At 44.8% G+C, this 19930-nt stretch carries 18 protein-coding genes and 1 pseudogene; 14 read left to right on the top strand and 5 right to left on the bottom strand.

From position 1 onward, the window contains the following. Window positions 1-7 precede the first annotated feature (7 nt). The 6 genes and pseudogenes from KE627_RS05310 to KE627_RS05285 all read left to right on the top strand — a co-directional run bounded on the left by KE627_RS05310 (window position 8) and on the right by KE627_RS05285 (window position 4928). Window positions 8-1222 (top strand): annotated as a pseudogene (locus KE627_RS05310) (glycosyltransferase family 2 protein). Window positions 1223-1224: 2 nt separating this feature from the next. Further along, window positions 1225-1536, top strand: a complete 312-nt coding sequence (locus KE627_RS05305; RefSeq protein ID WP_056938907.1) for a hypothetical protein — start codon at window positions 1225-1227, stop codon at window positions 1534-1536. Next, window positions 1517-2407, top strand: coding sequence for a polysaccharide deacetylase family protein (locus KE627_RS05300; protein ID WP_056938908.1), 891 nt, complete (start codon window positions 1517-1519; stop codon window positions 2405-2407). The genes KE627_RS05305 and KE627_RS05300 overlap by 20 nt, the downstream gene beginning before the upstream one ends. 47 nt (window positions 2408-2454) lie before the next feature. After that, the gene (locus KE627_RS05295; RefSeq protein ID WP_013727012.1) at window positions 2455-2907 is read left to right on the top strand and encodes a DUF3290 domain-containing protein; all 453 of its coding nucleotides are present in this window, start codon (window positions 2455-2457) and stop codon (window positions 2905-2907) included. A 1-nt stretch (window position 2908) separates the two neighbouring features. Then, the gene (locus KE627_RS05290) at window positions 2909-3547 is read left to right on the top strand and encodes a DUF421 domain-containing protein (protein WP_014939217.1); all 639 of its coding nucleotides are present in this window, start codon (window positions 2909-2911) and stop codon (window positions 3545-3547) included. 205 nt (window positions 3548-3752) lie between these two features. Beyond that, on the top strand, window positions 3753-4928 hold the full coding sequence (locus tag KE627_RS05285) for an aminotransferase class I/II-fold pyridoxal phosphate-dependent enzyme (RefSeq protein ID WP_013727013.1): 1176 nt from the start codon (window positions 3753-3755) through the stop codon (window positions 4926-4928). Window positions 4929-5031: 103 nt separating this feature from the next. Here the strand turns inward: KE627_RS05285 and KE627_RS05280 are convergent, their stop codons facing one another. Together KE627_RS05280 and KE627_RS05275 are read right to left on the bottom strand one after the other, a co-directional pair. Beyond that, on the bottom strand, window positions 5032-6057 hold the full coding sequence (locus KE627_RS05280) for an IS30 family transposase (protein WP_035181582.1): 1026 nt from the start codon (window positions 6055-6057) through the stop codon (window positions 5032-5034). Window positions 6058-6259: 202 nt separating this feature from the next. Further along, window positions 6260-7699, bottom strand: a complete 1440-nt coding sequence (locus tag KE627_RS05275) for a DHA2 family efflux MFS transporter permease subunit (RefSeq protein WP_013727014.1) — start codon at window positions 7697-7699, stop codon at window positions 6260-6262. A 269-nt stretch (window positions 7700-7968) separates the two neighbouring features. Between KE627_RS05275 and KE627_RS12445 the strand changes: the two genes are divergently transcribed. The 4 genes from KE627_RS12445 to KE627_RS05260 all read left to right on the top strand — a co-directional run bounded on the left by KE627_RS12445 (window position 7969) and on the right by KE627_RS05260 (window position 11554). Beyond that, a complete protein-coding gene (locus KE627_RS12445) occupies window positions 7969-8091 on the top strand; it encodes a hypothetical protein (protein ID WP_013727015.1) in 123 nt (40 codons plus the stop codon). 20 nt (window positions 8092-8111) lie between these two features. Beyond that, complete coding sequence (locus KE627_RS05270) at window positions 8112-9806, top strand: oleate hydratase (protein ID WP_056939299.1); 1695 nt, start codon at window positions 8112-8114, stop codon at window positions 9804-9806. A gap of 96 nt (window positions 9807-9902) precedes the next feature. Next, on the top strand, window positions 9903-10043 hold the full coding sequence (locus KE627_RS05265) for a hypothetical protein (RefSeq protein WP_170174836.1): 141 nt from the start codon (window positions 9903-9905) through the stop codon (window positions 10041-10043). A 239-nt stretch (window positions 10044-10282) separates the two neighbouring features. Beyond that, on the top strand, window positions 10283-11554 hold the full coding sequence (locus KE627_RS05260) for an ISL3 family transposase (RefSeq protein WP_035181568.1): 1272 nt from the start codon (window positions 10283-10285) through the stop codon (window positions 11552-11554). 67 nt (window positions 11555-11621) lie between these two features. Here KE627_RS05260 and KE627_RS05255 read toward each other — a convergent pair whose 3' ends face one another. Beyond that, window positions 11622-12557, bottom strand: a complete 936-nt coding sequence (locus tag KE627_RS05255; RefSeq protein ID WP_013727017.1) for an AraC family transcriptional regulator — start codon at window positions 12555-12557, stop codon at window positions 11622-11624. A 506-nt stretch (window positions 12558-13063) separates the two neighbouring features. On the opposite strand from KE627_RS05255, the gene KE627_RS05250 reads away from it, so the two are divergent. The 3 genes from KE627_RS05250 (at window position 13064) to KE627_RS05240 (ending at window position 16658) form a co-directional block, all read left to right on the top strand. Continuing rightward, window positions 13064-13243, top strand: a complete 180-nt coding sequence (locus KE627_RS05250) for a hypothetical protein (RefSeq protein ID WP_369581018.1) — start codon at window positions 13064-13066, stop codon at window positions 13241-13243. 307 nt (window positions 13244-13550) lie between these two features. Beyond that, the gene (gene gdhA / locus KE627_RS05245) at window positions 13551-14897 is read left to right on the top strand and encodes an NADP-specific glutamate dehydrogenase (protein ID WP_013727018.1); all 1347 of its coding nucleotides are present in this window, start codon (window positions 13551-13553) and stop codon (window positions 14895-14897) included. A gap of 357 nt (window positions 14898-15254) precedes the next feature. After that, window positions 15255-16658, top strand: coding sequence for an ABC transporter substrate-binding protein/permease (locus KE627_RS05240; RefSeq protein WP_225424212.1), 1404 nt, complete (start codon window positions 15255-15257; stop codon window positions 16656-16658). 77 nt (window positions 16659-16735) lie between these two features. On the opposite strand, the gene KE627_RS05235 is transcribed toward KE627_RS05240, so the two are convergent. Both KE627_RS05235 and KE627_RS05230 read right to left on the bottom strand, forming a co-directional pair. Further along, window positions 16736-17992 (bottom strand): M20/M25/M40 family metallo-hydrolase, encoded by a 1257-nt coding sequence (locus KE627_RS05235; RefSeq protein WP_082602324.1) that lies wholly within the window; start codon window positions 17990-17992, stop codon window positions 16736-16738. A 6-nt stretch (window positions 17993-17998) separates the two neighbouring features. Continuing rightward, complete coding sequence (locus KE627_RS05230; protein WP_013727020.1) at window positions 17999-19165, bottom strand: amidohydrolase; 1167 nt, start codon at window positions 19163-19165, stop codon at window positions 17999-18001. Between the two features lie 198 nt (window positions 19166-19363). Here KE627_RS05230 and KE627_RS05225 point away from each other — a divergent pair, with 198 nt between their 5' ends. After that, window positions 19364-19915, top strand: a complete 552-nt coding sequence (locus KE627_RS05225) for a LemA family protein (protein WP_013727021.1) — start codon at window positions 19364-19366, stop codon at window positions 19913-19915. The last annotated feature ends 15 nt before the right edge of the window (window positions 19916-19930 follow it).

The raw sequence follows: 19930 nt of genomic DNA, 5'->3' as shown, positions 1-19930 counted from the left end.
GGATATTATGAGTACCTTGAGTGATTTTGTCATTTTATATCCAGTAATTGTGTCGACAATTTGGATCGTGGGGTCAATCTTTTTCTCCATTCAAGAACGGCGGGTACCGCTGAATAACGACCATCAAGGACAACCAGCTGACCTGGTTTCAATTTTGATTCCAGCCCACAATGAACAGGACACCCTGGCCCAAGTGGTCGAGTCGATCTCAAAGATCACTTACCAACGGATTGAGCTGATTTTAATGAACGACGGCAGTCAAGACAATACCTTGGCGGTGATGACTCAGCTTCAGGAACGGTATGGCCATCAGTTTCCAGTTAAAATTGTTGATATCAAGGTCAATAAGGGGAAAGCCAACGCCCTCAATGAAGGGGCCAAGGTGGCTCAAGGGGAATTTTTGTTGTGCCTGGATGCGGATTGCTACGTCGATCAAAATGTTCTGGAACCGATGCTGGCCAGATTTTACGATGATCCGAAAGTCGGCGCAGTCGCCGGCAAACCAATTGTCCGCAACCGGACCAGTATTCTAGGTCGGCTGCAGTTGTTGGAATATGTGGGCGTAATCGATATTATCAAACGCGGCCAGGCTTTCGTTATTGGCCACATCACAACGGTTTCCGGTGTGGTGGTGGCTTATCGAAAATAGGCGATTATTGATGCCGGCTGGTGGAATATCGATGCCATTACTGAGGATATTGATATTACTTGGCGCCTTTATCACCATGGCTGGCAGGTCCGTTACTGCCCGGAGTCGGTCGCATGGATCTTGGTTCCGGAACGAATAATCGATTTGATTCACCAACGAAGGCGCTGGGCCCGCGGAGGCTTTGAAGTGCTGTTTCGCAACCGGGGGATGTTTATCACCGGTCGCTTGAGTGAACAGTGGCTGCTGATGGACATGGTGCTCAGTGATTTGTGGGCTATCAGCTGCTCATTTGTGACGTTGTTTTATCTGTTCACGATTATGTTCACAGGTGACATCATCATGGACGGCGTGATTTTATTTCTACTATTGCTCATTAGTTTGATTCAATTCTTGATTGGTTATGCCGATTCCAGAGAGTCCGATTTTATCAAATGGCAGGACCTGTCACTGTTGCCACTGTATGTGATTTTTTATTGGTTCATCAACTTGGTCAGTTGCCTAACTGCCCTGGGATCGTTCTTCCTGGATCCGAGTCATGTTGGCAGTTGGCGTAGTCCGGATCGGGGGCTTTAATCATGAAAAAGAAGACTAACAACCTGATTATTCGGAAACGATCCTCAATTCTTAAATTGTTGGAACGGTTCATCTTTTTGGTGGCTTTGTGGGCCATGACAGCTTACGTGATCTACGTCAACGTTTGCTTCCTATTGAACGCATACTCGGACACGCTGGTTTCTGATTACCTCTTTTTGAACCTGTCCTACTTTGCCTATGCCCGATTTGCCATCCTGGTCGTGGTGATGGTCATCTTGATGACAATTTTTGGTTGGCTGCGAATTAAGAAACTTGAGCGGAGGGCGAAAAATCATGAGCAAAACAAGTCGTAAGTGGATTCTAAGCGGTTTTATTCTGGTCTTTTTGGCACTTTTGGCAGTCAGTGTTCGACACAATATTGCCTATCAGCTGGGCAATCGGCCTGATTTTGCGATTTCCAAACGTGACCAGCGAATCAAAAATGGCATCATGGTGTTCTCCTACCACCGGATTTTGGCACCGAATGACATTGTCCGGTTCGATGAAAAAGTGTCGCCGAACACACAGTTTCACGATTTTAACGTCAACCTGCCTTCCTTTAAAAAGCAGATGTATTATTTGAAATCCCATCACATCAAAGTGATTTCAATCAAACAAATGATTGCTATGGCTCACAGCAAGCGCCCCATTCGCGGTAAGTACGTGGTAATTACCTTTGATGATGTTGACCGGACGTCGATCGACAATGCGTTTCCGATCCTCGAAAAATTACATTACCCGTTTACCCAGTCGATTATTACCGGCAACACCGGTTGGTATAAGCAGGGAACTAAATTGGCAACTTGGCCGGCAATCCAAAGGCTGCAAAAACAGGCCGATAGTTTAGTGACCTTTGGTGTTCACACCAATCGGATGCATTATTTGGTTGATCACGGGATCCCGGTGTTCAACATTCCGGCGAACTACACTCGCTTTAAGCGTGATTATGCGGTCAGCCAGGATGTCTTGAAGGAAAAGGTCGGCTATAAGTCACCAATTTTTACTTATCCATACGGCAGCGGCGACTCCCAGATTCAAAAGTTTCTTGCCAACCGCCCCGGCCTAAAAGTCATCTTGACCTTGAACGATGGCTTGGTGACCAACCATAGTAACTTAAAACTCACCCCAAGAATTATTGTGAATAATTACAGTTGGCCGAGCATCACCAAATGGATTAACAATTGAACGAAACTTTGAGATAAAATGAAGATAACGATAAAGGGGGATGCACAATGACGTTTTACACGTACGACTATCTTCAAGGTTCTCAAAGTAGCTGGCAGTACGCCAGAATCATTATTTTAAGCGTGCTGGCAGTCATTTTTATTGGCTTTTTGGTCCATTACCTTCGTAATCGAATGGACAGCAAATACAAAGATTTAACCATTATCGTCGGGACGCTGCTGCTGCTTATTTTAGCGATCCAATACGACGACTTTAGTGCAATTCAGTCCGCTTCTGCGCAGACTGGTCAGATTACGCAGACAGTTAAGCAGATTGCCAAGCGGCTTCATGTGGGAACCAAAAGCGTCAGTATCAATTCGACCACCCAAAATGCCAACCTGATGGCTAAGACCCCCAGCGGTTATTACCGGGTCGACTATAACGCTGACGGGAGTCAGTTTGTGTTGGAAAAGGTCGAATTAGATAGTTCGAGCCACATCAAAGTTCAGGAGGCAAATTGATATGTTTACATATTCAGACGTTGCACTTAAATTAATCGTCGGTTTCTTATTTATCACCATTTTGATTAACCTGACCGGAAAAGGGAATCTGGCACCGACATCAGCAATGGATCAGCTGCAAAACTACGTCCTTGGTGGCATTATCGGCGGTGTGATTTATAATCCGGCCATCACGATGGCGCAATTTTTAGTGATTCTATTGCTTTGGGCACTGTTAATCATGGTGACCAGATATTTGAAAACCCATATTCACTGGTTTGGCAAATTTATCGAGGGTGAGCCAATCACACTGGTGCGTAATGGTCAGCTCTTGGTTGAGAATTGCATTCGCGCCAATCTCTCCGGTAAAGATGTTGATTTCAAGCTGCGAACTGCCGGAGTGTATGACATTCAAGACGTGAAGCGGGCCATTTTGGAACAAAACGGTCAGCTGACGGTTTTGAATAAAGGGGAGGGTAGTATTCGCTACCCGGTAATCGTGGACGGCCAGGTGGATCCGGACGTCTTAGATCTCATGGGTCGAGACCAGCAGTGGCTTGAAGACGAGCTCGCCAAGCAAGGCTTCGACAATATCCGCGATGTGTACTGGGCAACCTATCGTGAAAATGTGTTGAAAGTCGCGGCTTTCCCTGAAAAATGATAATGGTGGAACTAACACGGCCGTGTAAAAATAAACGCGATTTTACCATACGATTATTGAAATACACGGCAATCAAGAATCAAAGGCATAATTATACAATCGATTGATCTTTCATTGACTTCTCAGAGAATTGTTATATTATTAACAATAACTTTTACCGAATCATTGGCAGGTTTTAAATCTGAGTTTTCCGGAGGTCACCATTATGGAATTAGACAGTATCAACCCTTATGTGTTAAAAGTCATGCCGTCCGCAATGCGGAAATTTGATCATGACATTAGTTCCGATCCAAAGATTATCAAATTAACTTTGGGCGAGCCCAACTTCAACGTTCCCGACCATATTAAGCAGGCCGCAATCGACGCGATTAACCACAACGAATCTCATTATCCTTACTATTGGGGTTACCAACCGCTTCGTGAAGCTGCATCAACTTATTATCAAGCTAAGTTCGGCTATCACTATTCCGCTGATCAAATTTTGGTGACGGTTGGGGCGACTGAGGCCGTTGCTTCTGCAGTGAAGACCTTGTTTAAGCCTGGTGACGCCGTGATTATTCCTACGCCGGCCTATCCGCTGTATAACGCTTTGACGACCTTAAACGAGTTGAATACGATTCTGGTGGACACCAGCGATGATGGCTTTATTTTGACCCCGGCCAAAGTCAATCAGGCAATTGCCGACCACCCTGACTGGGATGTCAAGGGTCTGATTTTAACCGACCCGAATAATCCGACTGGCGTTGCTTATACCGAAGAACAAATTAACGCGTTGGCGCCTGTTTTAAAGAAAAATGGCATCTGGGTTATCAGTGATGAAATCTATGGCGAGCTGACATACGGCCAGAAGCACTATTCCATCTCAAAAGTTCTGCCGGATCAAACGGTCGTGATTAACGGGTTATCCAAGTCTCATGCCATGACCGGTTATCGATTGGGATTGGTATTTGGTCCCAGCGGTTTCATCGATGAAATTGCCAAAGTTCACCAGTACACCGTGACCGCAGCTGCGTCAATCGTTCAATACGCAGCGATTGAGGCGTTGACACACGGTCAGGACGATTCCAAACCAATGCTGAAGGAATACCAAAAACGTCGAGATTTTGTCGCCAAGGAAATGGCTGAAGCCGGTTTTGGCGTCGTTCATCCTGGCGGGGCGTTCTATGTTTTTGCCAAGATTCCAGCAGATCTGCAGATGAACAGTTGGGACTTTGTTAATACACTGGCAAAGGAATACCACATTGGCTTGATGCCAGGAGATCCATTTGGCGATAACGAATACGTTCGGATCAGCTACGCAGCCAGTGATGAGGCCTTGGCTGCAGCGATGAAGGCTGTTAAGCAGTTGGTGGCGGATCATTCAGCACAAACAACTGAATAAAATGTGCTGGCTGACGGTTTCATAATAATTTAGATTTAAATGGTACCTCAATTGTCAAATCAAGTGCAACACTAAGAATCTATTCTTAGAAGTGGTCTAGTTGCTAAGCTAGTTCAGGCATTAGATCGGCTGGGCAGCGATAGTTCAATGACCGCCGTAGCCGGTTGTTTAAGGTATCTTGAGCCAGCTGAATGTCAATGAGTGAGGCCGAAGCCAAGGATCTGCCCTTCGGGAAGAACTCGCGCAAAAGGCCGTTAGTGTTCTCATTGGTTCCACGTTCCCATGGTGAATAAGGATGGGCAAAGTAGATGTCAGTTCCCTTGACTTGACTCAAGCTTGAGAACTCAGCACCATTATCAAAAGTAATGGTTTTAAAGTGCTCGGTTCCATAGTCATATAAGGTATTCTGGAGGGCTTTCAAGCAAGTGTCGGCATGATAATTGGGAAGTTTAACGATGATCTCTAAGCGACTAACACGTTCAGTCAAAGTCATTAATGCTGGCTCAGATTCAACCCGTTTGCCTTTGACCAAGTCACCTTCCCAGTGTCCAAGCTCTTGACGCGCTTGAACCATGGCGGGACGCTCTTCGATTGAATGGCCCAGATTTTTCTTATTGATTCGATGATGCTTTGCCCCGGGGCATTTAATCCGGCGACGTAGTTTAGCTGGTAGGTCTGAATTGCGGATAACTAAACGCTGGTCATCAATATACCGGTACACCGTCGGTGTTGAGGGGCAGACAAGCCTTGGGTGATCAGTCTTGAATTGGTGGACAAAAGTATCCACACTATGCATCCTGGGACGCGCTTTTAAAGCTGTCACCAAAGCATTACAGAAGGTTTGACAATGATCAAAGAGTCCACGATAACAGCTATTTAGTCGGTGCTTACGATAAATTGCTTCACCAGTTTCTGCCAGATATGACTGTTCAAAGATATGAGTACTAGCGTTAATCTGTGTCGTTGTCCCACGTTTTAATTCACGTGAAATCGTGCTGGGATTACGATGAAGGGCCTGGGCAATCCGGCGGATAGACCAATCTAAGTCCCTTAGGGATTCAATTCGACCACGTTCAGCTAAATTGAGTTGGTGATACTGATTAGATATGATATTCTTAATTCGGGTCATGAAGATACCTCTTTCTTGTTTGTGGTGAATTAAGAATAGGTCTTCATGGCCTTTTTGACTAGTCTGAATAAAGAACTGGTCTAGTAGAGCAGGTGTTGCACTTCAATTTTAAATCGAGGGATTTAAATGGTACTCAAAAAAGGTCGCAACGTAATTTTTGCTAATTATGTTGCGACCTTTTTGATTTTTATTCAAGATTCAATTATGCGCGCTTACGATCCTTAATGGTAAATGAAAGCAGGAAAGCCACTGCAGCCACGATCAACGTAAACCACAGACCAACGTGGACCCCATTGGTAAAAGCAATTTGATGGCTGACATGACCAGCAGCCGAGTTTCCAAATGCCAACAAACTGGTAGCGATGGCGGTTGCCATGGCCCCGATAATTTGCTGGAAGGTATTCATGATAGTGCTGCCGTCTCCGGAAGTTTGTTCATCCAAAGCTCCCAGGCCAAATGTTTGGGCGGGCGACATGGCGAGCGGCACACCTAACATAATGATGATGTGAGCCAAGATGACGTACCACATTGGCGAAGTTGAGCTGGCCAAAAGTAACAATACCAGGCCGACGATGGTCACACCAAAGCCCAACGTTGTCAGCAGTTTGGGGCTAACCGTATCTGAGAAGCGCCCAGCGATCGCTGAGACAATCGCGTTGACGATTCCCCCTGGCAGCATCACAATTCCAGTCATAGCGACGGGAATTGCCAAACCGTTTTGCCAGAACATTGGCAGTAAGTACATTGATGAAAGAATAATGGCGAAATCCAACATCACTAAAACGGAGCCAACCGTAAATTGATGCTTTTGGAACACGCGGAAATTCAGAATTGGGGTTTCAGATTTTAATTGGCGACGGATGTACCATGCCAAGATAATGACTGAGACGATCAAGGTTCCAATCACTTGGGGTGAGCCCCAACCGGAATCACTCGCCAAGCTGACACCGGCGACGAGGCCGCCAAAGCCGATCGCTGACAAAATGATTGAGAACCAGTCGATTTTGGGCTTAGTGATGTCACCCACGTTTGGCAGGTACTTGAAGGCCAAAATAAAGGCGATTACCAGAAATGGTACAAACAACCAGAAAATCCAATGCCATGAAAGCAGGCCGAGGATCATTCCAGCTAAAGTTGGACCGACAGCGGGCGCAAACATGATGACAAGTCCGATCATCCCCATGGCTGAACCCAGCTTATAGGGTGGAAAGATTAAAGTCGCTACCGTGAACATCAAGGGCAGAATTAAACCGGTGGCAATCCCCTGAATCATTCGGCCGACCAGTAAAATGGCAAAATTCGGTGCCAGTGCTGAAATGACCGCACCGACGATAAAATCACATAGGGCGAATAAGATTAATGAGCGGGTCGAAAAAATCCGCTGAAGCAATGAAGACATCGGCAGGACAATCCCGATTACCAGCATGTAGCCGGTCACCAGCCACTGCATGGTGCCGATGCTGACATGAAGTTCGGCAATCAAACTTGGTAACGCGATGTTGAGGGAAGTTTCACTCAACATCCCAACAAAGCCGCCAATCAGCATGCCCAACATTGCTAAGAATGGACGAGCAACCGGTTTGGCTGCTTGTTTTTGTTTTGGTTCGACAGACGCTTGGTCTGCATTTAACGATTTTTCCATAATGTTTCTCCTAATTCTTAAAACTTTTATATCATGACAATTGATTACACTACCATAAATAAAAGCTGCTCGTAAGTTTTATTTTCAAAAACTTTCATAAAACATGAAAACTTGGTTTAACAGTGGTTACTGGGAACGCTTACGAAAAAATGCAAATATGTAGATAACGGTCACACATTTATGCCGGTTTTCTACTACAATATAGGCAGATGCGTAGACGGATTTGGCAAACGCATTTCGCTGAAATTATTAACGGGGAGCGATTGAATATGAAACATACAGTGTTAATACTGACCGGAATCGGTGTCGTGGTTGCCGGTGCCTGCCTTTTGAAGTCGATGGGGTGGTTTGAAGATGACTCTCACCTGTACGATGAGTACGAAGCGAAATAATTTGTTTGGAGGAATTCTTAATGACAAAAAATAAAGCAATTATGATCGGTGCCGGCTTGGCTAACATGGCAGCTGCGGTCTATTTGATTCAAGAGGGTAACTGGAAGGGCAACCAGATTACTTTTTACTCGATTGACGACCATGGTTCAAATGACGGTTCACCTGCCAGCGAGGCTGCCGGAGAATATTGGAACAAAGTTCACCCAATGGAAAACACCAAAGGCTTCATTGCCCGTGGTGGACGGATGCTCAACTATCGAACATACGTTGATCTGATGGACTTATTAAGCCGAGTGCCTTCCGCAACTGAACCGGGGATGACCGCTGCCGAAGATACCCGTGATTTTGATGCCAAGCATCGCACGTTTGACAAAGCCCGCCTGATGGAAGGCGGCAAGGGCATTATCAATGGTGGCAAGATGGGCTTCAATAATAAGGACCGACTGAAATTAACCGAATTGATCATGATGCCGGATTCTAAAGAAGAACAACTTGATAACGTCACGATCGCTGATTACTTCAAGGATGATCCGCACATGTTTACCACCAACTTCTGGTACATGTGGGAGACGACCTTTGCCTTTCGGGTACAAAGCTCAGCGCAGGAACTACGGCGTTACATGCACCAAATGATTTACGAGTTTACTCAAATCGAGCACTTGGTCGGTGTCAACCGGACTCGTTACAATCAATATGAGAGTATTATGCTGCCGCTGATCAATTACTTGAAAGATCAAGGCGTCAACATTATTTTGAATCGAAGAGTAACTAATTTTGAATTTAAGGATACGCCGATGCAAGACGAGATTACGGTAACTGCCTTGCGGATGACGAATACGGAAACTGGCGAGGAAGAAGACGTGCCGGTTGATGATGACACGGCCGTGATCTTCACCAACGGTTCAATTACCGATTCAGCTACTCTTGGTGATTTCAATACGCCGGCTGAAGAGAATATGGATTATGGTGCCGCGGCCAGCCTTTGGAAGAAGGCCACCAACCGGTTCTATAATTTGGGGAATCCGGACAAATTCTTTAACGATCGTAATGCCAGTGAGTGGGTCAGCTTTACTTTGACGACAAAAGATCATATTTTGTTGAATGAAATTACCCGGATTACCACCCAAGTTCCAGGCAATGCATTAAATTCATTCATTTCCACTTCACCAATTACCCCAATGGGCAATAAGGATGTCAACATGTCGATTGTCGTGCACCACCAGCCGCATTTCACCACCCAAAAGGCCAATGAATCGGTGATTTGGGGCTACTTCCTGTATCCACGACGGAAAGGTGAGTTTGTGAACAAACAGTACATCAAGATGACTGGTAAGGAAATGGTTGAAGAGCTGCTGGGTCAATTATCCAAGGTTGATCCGGGACCGGGCAACATTATGGATAAGAAGCAGGAAATCATGGACAGCGTGATTAACTGCATCCCGGCATACATGCCGTATGCATCCGCTTTGTTCAACAACCGTGCCAAGACGGATCGACCAAAGGTGATTCCAGAGCATTCAACCAATTTAGCTTTCACCGGTGAATTTGTGGAGCAGCCGTATCAAATGGTCTTCACCGAGCAGAGTGCCGTGCGATCAGGAGAAATCGCGGCTTACCACTTTGCCGGAGTGCCAATGGCTAAGTTGGTGAAGAATCCGCGGTATGATCGGGATATTAAGACTTTGGCCAAGGCTACGCGGAAGATGTTCGAGTAATCTGGCCTATACGTCGGTTGAATGAGTCTTAAAAGCAACGTTTAAGCCACATACTTAAACGTTGCTTTTTTGTCTTTGAAAACTATCCCAGTAAATGTGGATAACCAAGATGAGTTGTACACCTTCGACGCACCAAAAACGGCTGAGAAGAGTCACCTGACATTGATTCCATATTATGCTTGGGCAAATCGTGACGAAAAACAAATGAATGTCTGGATCCAACAAGCAAGAATCTAATCAACCAGGATTATATAAGTGAAGTTGAATTAACCACTTTAGATATTTGAACAAAACAAAGAATCCTCCTGTAAATTGTTCTCATTGATTTACAGGTTCTACAATATCTGTTGTTGGTAATAGATTTTTATCTATTACTGATGACAGATTTTTTGTTTATCATTAGAATAAAAAAGCGGACATCTCCCGTCCGTTAACTTGCTCCCACCACAGAATTAAGTCAAGAAAGGAAATGCCCTATGTCAAATGATACTACGAAAATGTTGTTAGGAATAGATGATGAACACTTAATAATTGAGGAAGGACAAGTGGGTGATGATGGAGTGATTCGATTGGTGGGGTCCCTAAACTACACCCCCAAGGCATGCCGCAATTGTGGGATTATCAATGATCACCAAATTATTGGCTATGGTTGGCGGAAGACCACCATTAGATTCGCAAAAACATTGGGCAGCACCGTTATCCTGTGTCTCAATCGGCGAAACTTTCACTGTAAGGCTTGTCATACCAATTTCCTGGCGCAGACGAATGCGGTGCCGAAACACTGCACGATTTCAAATACGACCCGCAAACAATGCTTAGAAAAACTGACCGAACCGGTTTCGCTCAAACACATTGCCGATGAGTTATCCACTTCGGATTCATTCGTTGGTCGGCAGCTCTTGCGCGCTGAACGGGACTTTCAAACCAACTGGCACTATTTACCAAAAGTTCTCCTCATGGACGAAGTTAAAAGCACTAAGAGCGCCACCGACGCGATGAGCTTTGAATTTATGGATGCGGAAACCCACGAATTGATCGACCTGTTACCCTTTAGGACCATCTATCAGCTTCAAAAGTATTTCCAGCATTACGACCAGGCTGCGCGAGAAAATGTGAAAATTATCGTCACCGATATGAACTATACCTATCCCAAATTGGTGGGGCAGATCTTTCCGAACGCCATCGTTGTCATCGATCCGTTCCACTTGGTTAACGCTTTAAATCGAGCTTTTAATAAGACGCGGGTGCGCCTCATGAAAACCCTGGCGACTTCCTCACGCGAGTATCACGCCCTAAAACGCTATTGGAAACTATTATTAACGCCGGAAAATCACCTCAACTATGAAGCTTTCCGTAAGTGGACAAACTTCCCTTATCCAGCGACTGCCACTGATGTGGTTGATGCTTTATTGGACATTGATCCCGAGCTCAAGCAAACTTACAACGTGATGAATCGGTTACGTGAAACCATCAAAAACCGTGATTGGCCCAACTATAATCAAGTATTCCATCACTTAGAGGGCTGCTCGGAAGAGATGTTGGCAACCCTCCAGACCCTAGCGACTCATCATGATGAAATTGGCAATACCTTTACTCACCATTACACCAACGGGCCCTTAGAAGGTTCAAACAACAAGATTAAAGTCATTAAACGCACTGGATTTGGTTACCGAAACTTCTTCAGATTCCGGCTAAGAGTGCTGTTCGCTTTTCGAGTTCATACAAAAAGAGCTCTAATCACCAAGTGATTAGAACTCCAATATTTTGTTCACCAACAACAGTTGACGAAGAACCGATTTACAGGAGGATTCTTCATTACATAAATTGATTACCGGCGCCGTCATCCGGTGTGTTTGGTTTTAGACTGATGTATTTCTTACGGTATTCGGAAGGCGACATGCCATAACCTTTTTTGAAGGCCATCGAGAAGTAATAGACGTTTTGGTAACCAACCTTCGTGGCGATGGTGCTGATTTGGTCAGAAGTCAATAACAGGTACTTGGTTGCTTCTTCCAAACGATATTTTGTCAGGAGATTATTGGGGGTGATGCCGAATGTTTTCTTCATATATAAAGAAACAGAATTCGGATGGATATGAAATTCCTTGCCTAGCTCTTCATAAGTAATCTTTTCGTCAAAATGATCTTCAATGTAGCGCTGGATTTTGTTGGCAATCATCGTGGTTGGCGACTCTTGCGATGTTTGAACCTGAATCTGCTGGAGCAGGTCCAAGAATAGTTGCTGGGCCTTCCAGAACTCAATTGAATTTTGGATGGTGTCAGAGTGGTTTTCATTGGACTTACGGCTGTTGGCAAAGATCTTTTTGATCATTGAGATCACCGTTTCTTCATTAGGAATCGGCTGTTGCTTCTCCAAAAATAAAGTAATGGCCGAGGTGTAGTAATGAATTGCCGGCACGGGAATGACTGGTCGCATCTGCTTTGGTTCCCGGGCTTGGACGTAATTGCCGGCTGTTGCAAAGTGAATCCAGTAGTATTCAGTGGTTTCATCCATTGGTTTCCATGAATAGTGATGGTGCTGTGGTTGGAGAATGAACATCTCACCGGCACTCACGGTGTATTCGGTATTATCTTCTGCGATAAATAATTTTCCGCGTTTCATGAACATCATGACAAAGAATTGGAAATTCTTCCGGTTGGGATGCCGCTCACCGGGACTAAAAACCACGTGGCCGCTTTGAATATAGGTCGGTGTCGGGATACATGAAATCGATAGGAATTGCTTAACCATAGAATAACCTCCAGTGCAAAATCGAATTGTTTGCTGATCACAATTGGGATTTTATAAATCTTTCTGTTGTTGTTATAAAAATAATTCAGAAAGCATAAAAAGTCAATTTCAAATCAGTTTTATATTTCACAAAGAAATTGGCTAAAGACTATTTTTACGCGAATTCTTGCTTGTTCAGCAAATTATAAAAGCGCTTTTATAAATATGTTTTATTTTATAAACACTTGATAGATTTTTAGATTCAATTGATGCCGTTTACACGGTATTCTATATATCGTAAGCGGTTACAGAATCAGATGATTTGCTGATCACATTAAATAAATTTGTTTCCAGAAAGGGCAATTCAAAATGAAACCGGTATCATATTACGACATTAAATATTTGCCAGATTCGACTTTGAAAGAAACGTTCGAAAGAAACATTAACTGGATGCTTTCCCTCACACCAGATCAATTGCTATACAACTACTTGCCGTTGCAACTTTCTTAGCCTTCACCGCACCAAACTTGCATGGTACCGCTAAGCTCTGGTATGCCGGGTTCACTTATATCTTGGCCGCTGGTGTTATTTACACTGGTATTCAAACACCAATTACTGCTATTCTTCCTAGTTTGACCACTAATGGCCAGGAACGTATCAATGCCAACACATTCCGTATGTGTGGTGGTGCCATTGGTATTCGATAAGGTGGTGATGCATTCATTCAGAAAATTGCAGTATTTCACAATTCGGACATTATTTCTGACATAATGCTTTCACGAACCCATTCGTGTTCCGAGTTACCCACTAATAAATCAAGAGGCTCAAATCGTTGAATAAACGGTTTGGGCCTCTTTTACTGAATATATATTTGATAAATATAATAAAATGTGAAGACTTCTAATAAAATTTCTGCTAAGATATTACCTAATGATGTAAATGACGGTTGTGAGTCTACAATCGGTTTACAGGATGTATTTGTCACACAAGCTAATATAGAAAGTGGGAATAATTTTGACCAACGTTAAGTCATATATTGAATCAATCAAAGATCAAATTGATCGTCGAGATCCGAACCAAACCGAATTTCAGGAAGCTGTATTTACTGTCCTGGATAGCCTGGAACCAACTTTAGAGGCCCATCCAGAATATGTGAAGAGCAATCTGCTCGCACAATTAGTCGAGCCGGAACGGGCAATTCAATTCCGGGTTCCTTGGCAGTCAGACGATGGCCAATTTAATGTCAATCGTGGGTTTCGGGTTCAATTTAACTCCGCCATTGGTCCTTACAAAGGCGGTTTGAGGTTACATCCCAGTGTTAACTTGAGCGTGGTCAAATTTCTTGGCTTCGAACAAATTTTGAAAAATAGTTTAACTGGTTTGCCCATCGGTGGTGCCAAGGGTGGCAGTGATTTTGACCCCAAAGGCAAATCTGATTCTGAGATCATGCGCTTCTGTCAAAGCTTTATGACCGAATTACAACGCCACATTGGGCCTGACCTGGATGTTCCTGCAGGCGATATTGGTGTTGGCGGCCGTGAAATTGGCTACTTATTTGGTGCTTATAAACGGCTGAATGGTTATCAAAATGGCGTGTTGACTGGTAAAGGATTGACATTTGGCGGCAGTCTCGCCCGTACTGAAGCGACCGGTTTTGGCTTGCTGTATTACACTAACGCGATGTTAAAGGCCCAGGGCGACACTTTAACCGGCAAGAAGATCAAGATTTCAGGTGCCGGAAACGTCGCCACTTATGCCATTCAAAAGGCCACAGAACTCGGGGCCAAAGTCATCACCGTTTCAGATTCCAACGGCTACATTTATGACCCCAAAGGAATTGACTACAAAGTTGTTCAGCAGATTAAAGAAGTTGAACGCGGCCGGATCCGTGAATATGCCGACCGGGTGGCATCCGCTGAATACCATGGTGGATCTGTCTGGGATTTTGACGTTGACTATGACATTGCTTTACCATGCGCGACTCAAAATGAAATCAACAAGGATCAGGCAAAATTGATCGTCAAAGACGGTGTCAAGTATGTCTGTGAGGGTGCCAACATGCCGAGTTACCCGGATGCGATTGCAATTTATCGTGACGGCGATATTCTGTATGGCCCGGCCAAAGCAGCCAATGCTGGCGGCGTGGCGGTATCTGCTTTGGAAATGAGCCAAAACAGCGAACGGTTGGCTTGGAGTTTTGAAACGGTCGATAACCGGCTTCAAGACATCATGGAAGATATTTTCACCAAGTCCGAAGCTGCTGACAAAAAATATCATTTGGATAAGGACTATCAAGCTGGCGCCAATATTGCTGGATTTGAGAAGGTCGCTGAAGCCATGATGGCACAAGGATTAGTATAAGCACTTAACAAGTTGGAACTGAATTTTTGGTGGAAATACCTTTGATGAGCACTTATTGAAAGCATCAAAGATCCATCAATCTCTCAGTTCCAACTTTTTGTATAAAATATACAAAATATGAATAATATCTATTTGAATAATTAGATAAATACTCATCATTCCCTTAAAATCAACCCGCAAGCGGCTTTAAGCTTAATGATATGTGAGGTATTGCGACATCTAAATTGAGCCAACCTCTTCCCATAGTGCTGATAAAATGCTATATTTTATAAAAGCCATTTTTGAGGAGTGAGTATTTTGAAAAAGATTAGAAGATTATTAATTATATTTGTGTCGGCGTTCTCGTTTTTATTCCTAATGAATAATGTTGCATCCGCACAATCAAAAGAACACTACACAATTGGTGTTGGACCGACCTTTGTGCCGTTTGAAATTCAGGCCAAGAACGGATCTTATAATACGGCTCACCCTGGTCTCGATATTGAAATCCTTCGGGCGGCCGCCAAGAAGGAGAACTTCACCTACACGTTGAAAGTCATGAACTTTGCGGCAGCCATTCAAGCGTTGGAAGGCAACCAAGTTGACGGCGTGATTGCCGCTATGATGGCGACGCCGGAACGAGCTGAGAAGATTGATTTTTCAAAGCCATATTATAATGTTGGCCTCGCATTGGCAGTGCCAAAGGGGAGTTCGATTAAAGGATATAATGATTTGAAGGGCAAGACCGTCGCCGTTAAGACCGGTTCAACCTCTGAGCAGTATGCCGAAAGCATTCAAAAGAAATATGGCTTTCATATTACCCGGTTCAACGATAGTAACACTGAACTGAGTAACGTTTTGGTTGGAAACTCGGCTGCGGCGATTGATTCCACGGCCACGTTGTTATACTCAATCAAAAACAAGATGAAACTCCAGTTAGTTGGGAAGGCCGCCAATAAAAATCCGGTCGCCTTCGGGGTTAAGAAAGGCCACAATCAGGAATTGCTGAAACGATTCAATGCCGGTTTGGCTGCCATCAAAAAAGATGGGACCTACGATAAAATCGTCAAATTCTGCACTGGTGAACACAGTAAGTCAGCGATCCCAGTTCAATCAAATTCCGATCGGACATACTTTGGCCTGTTGAAGAGTAACGCCACTTCGTTTGGCAACGGGATCAAGATGACCCTGGAGATCACGATTGTTGCCATTTTCTTCGCGACGATCATCGGAATTATTCTCGGTATCTTGGGCGCCACGCCAAACAAGTTCCTGCGAGGATTATCTTCCACTTACGCCTTTGTCTTCAAGAGTATTCCAGTCATGGTGTTGGCATTCTTCGTGTACATTGGGATTCCCAACCTAACAGGTGAGAAGATCCCACTGTTTATTGCCGGGGTCATCACCATCGTTATGGAAAATAGTGCTTATACGGCTTCCTTTGTCCGTGGTGGGATTGAGGCAGTCGAAGGTGGTCAAATGGAAGCGGCTCGTTCCAACGGGATGTCGTATTTCCAAGCCATGAGATACATTGTACTGCCGCAAGCCTTGCGAATTATGGCACCCTCATTTATCAACCAATTTATCATCGCATTAAAAGGGACCTCGGTTCTGTCGGCGATCGGGGTGGCTGAACTGACCCAGCAAGGAACAATCATTATTTCCAGAAACATGGAAGGTTTCAAAGTTTGGTTGCTGGTATCGTTGATGTACCTGGCAATGATTGGGTTGTTGAGTTACCTGTCCAATCTCGTGAAGAAGCATTATCAATTGGCAAGTTAAAGCGAATCTAACTTAATAGCAGTAAAAAATGAGCAGGACCACCGTCAAATCTGGTGATCCTGCTCATTTTATTTCTTTTAATTCAAATATTGTTGGCCAATTTCTTTGTAAGTCTCAATCATATTGTAGTAAGTATCCAGATCAATATATTCATCGTGCTGATGGCTGGTCGTGTTCCCCGGCCCGAGGACCACCACATCCATCTTTTGGTTCACTCGGGTGTATTCAGAGGCATCTGTTCCAAGCGACACCCCGATCGTTGGCAGGTCCAAAGATTCATGCAGGTGGTGGGCGCCAGCTTTTTGGGCGATGTCGATAATCGCTGATCCGGGATGATTGATCACCGGCCGTTTACTGGTAATATCGATTGTCAGGTTGTACCCTGGCTGTTGATTTAAATGATCAATCAGCTGGTGGAGTTTCTTGATGATCGTTTGGTTATCGAACTCAGGGATCGTCCGAACTTTGACTTTCAAGCTGGCAATGTCTGGAATACTGTTGATTTGTTTACCACCGGCAATAATTGTCGGAGCGTACACGGTATCGCCCAGAATTGGATCAGTGGCTTGAATGCTTTGATAGAACTGTTTTTCCTTGAGGTAGTAATTCACCAGCATATCGATGGCGTTGATTCCCATCTTTGGCATTGATGAGTGGGCTGCCTTACCATGGGCAACGACTTCATACATCAGCCAGCCTTTATGGGCAAAGAAGATAAAATGCTGTTCAGGCGATTTTCGGTCATGACTGACCTGATGGAGCTTGGCTGCCAATTCTGGCGTGAATTTAGCGCCGCCACTATCGACGTAAGCATCGAGGCGCTCTTTTGAGACCCCACTGGGTTCACCGATCACCACGGCGTCGAGATCATCTACGTAGCCTTTATCGGCCAATAATTTTGACCCGAGCTCACCGACTTCCTCACCCATAGTCACATAAAGCCTCAAAATGCCATTGTGGACGCTTTTGGACTCCACAAGGCTGATGAACGCGATTGTTAGGCCAGCGAGTCCACCTTTCATATCGGCGGCTCCACGGCCATATAAACGGTTATCACGGACATTGGGTTCAAAAGGTGGCGTCGTCCAAGTTGATAAGGCGCCTTCATGGACAACGTCGGCGTGGCCGGAGAAGCCCAGAACCGGCCCAGGATTACCCGTGTCATATTCAGCAATCAAGTCATCTCGGTTTTCAGCGTATTTGATGAAAGTTGAGCTTATCCCGTGTTTGGCCAGCAAGTCGTGAATATAGGCGGTTACCAGATGTTCGTTGCCGTTGACGGTGCGAAAGGAAATCAGATCCTTTAAAATCTGCAGCTTTTCATTATTATCCATATTGTGCTATTCCACCTTATCTTTCTGATTAAAATGAGCTAACAGTGCCAATGCAGCCTGCTCGTGGAACTTCGCTGCGTATTTGAGGCCTTCGGGGTTGGCAATAAAGTCCGGGTGATGTAAGTTAGCCTGGCCCTTGCTGCCCATGAATGCGTAACAGCCGGGAATTAATTGCTCATACTCGGCAAAATCATCATCGGCGTTGGAAGGGATGGCATCAGTGACTTTCATGAATTGGCTTGCCTGGTTTGCGATGAGGTTTGTGATTGCTTCACTGTTGTCCACAGGAGCGGGTCCCTGATCCCATGTAATGGTTGCTGTTTGGTCATAAGCGCTGGCAGTGGCATTCACAATCTCGTAAAACCGCTGTTTGGCAAGTTTGCGGTCGGCTTCGGAAAAAGTCCGGATGGTTCCTTTAAAGCCGGCACTTTCCGGAATGACATTGTTGACATGGCCGCCGCGAATGGCACCAACTGTTAGGACTAGCCGATCAGAAGGCGAGATGTTTCGGCTGACAATCGTCTGCAGGGTCATAATCGTATTTGCAACGGCAACGATTGGGTCACGGCCGGTTTGCGGCATTGCGGCATGGGAGCCAACTCCGGTGATGGTCACGTCAAAATTGTCGTTGGAGGCCATCAACTTGCCGATTTTCATGCCAACGGTCCCCACTGGAATGGTTGGCATGTTGTGGATTCCAGAGATTGCCAGGACATCTTTAAGGATCCCCGCATGAATCATTTCCCGTGCGCCAACGTGGCGTTCTTCGCCGGGTTCAAAGATTAAGCGGACATTGCCGGATAACTGCGATTCTCGTTCTTTTAGTAACTTCGCTGCCCCTAAGAGTGCCGCAATATGAAAATCATGTCCGCAAGCATGCGCTGCGCCGGAGATTTCTGATTTGTAAGGTAAATCAGTTTCTTCTTGGAGCGGTAGTGCATCAATATCTGCACGCAACGCAATTGTTGGACCATTACCTGGGCCAATTTGGGCGACAAGGCCGCTTTGAATGGGAAAATTCAGGATTGGAATGGCCATTTGATGCAGCTCATCGGCAATCTTGGCCGTTGTCCATTTCTCTTGATCACAAAGTTCGGGGTGGCGATGAAATTGTTTAAATTGCTCGATCATATAGCGATCGAGTTCGTCTGTAACGGGCGCTGTTTCAACCATCCTAATCACTCCTAATCATTCTTTAATATATATTTAATAATACTTTAAGAGTTTAAGAAAAGATAGTCAAGCAAGGCTTAAAATGTTTCGTGAAACGACTTAGGCAGATTAAGCTTATTCAATAAATGGGCCTGAGACCTTTTGTATTGGCGGCTGATATGATACATTTAAGTGAAACAACGCAAGGAGGAACACACAATGGGACTATTAATTACTGGAATTATCATCATCGTTCTAATCGTGATCGTTGTCGCCTTATACAACGGCCTGGTTAGCCAACGGAACCTGGTTGACGAAGCTGCCAGCCAGATTGACGTTCAGCTTCAGCGACGGGGAGACTTGCTGCCCAACTTGCTGGAAACCGTTAAAGGTTATGCCAAGCACGAACAGGAAACCTTTGAAAAAGTGACCGCGATGAGATCACAAATTCAAGACCCCAACGCCAGTCTGGGCGATAAGGTTAAAGCCGATAATGAGTTAACCGGGGCGTTGAATCATTTGTTTGCGGTTTCCGAAAACTATCCCGAATTAAAGGCAAACCAAAATTTCTTGGCATTGCAGGAAGAACTGACCAATACCGAGAATAAGATTGCCTTTTCACGGCAGAATTACAATAGTAACGTCATGGCATATAATAACAAACTGCAAACCTTCCCAAGTAATTTGGTTGCCAAATTCGGAACCTTCCCAGCTCGTTCTTATCTGGAAGTTCCTGAACAGTCCAAAGAAGTACCACAAATGAAATTTTAAAGGGGCCTGACTGAT

The organism is Lentilactobacillus buchneri (genome assembly GCF_018314255.1).
GTDB classification, from domain to species: Bacteria; Bacillota; Bacilli; order Lactobacillales; family Lactobacillaceae; genus Lentilactobacillus; species Lentilactobacillus buchneri.
Note: the sequence above shows the minus strand (reverse complement) of the source record. Positions and strands in the feature narration are given on the sequence as shown.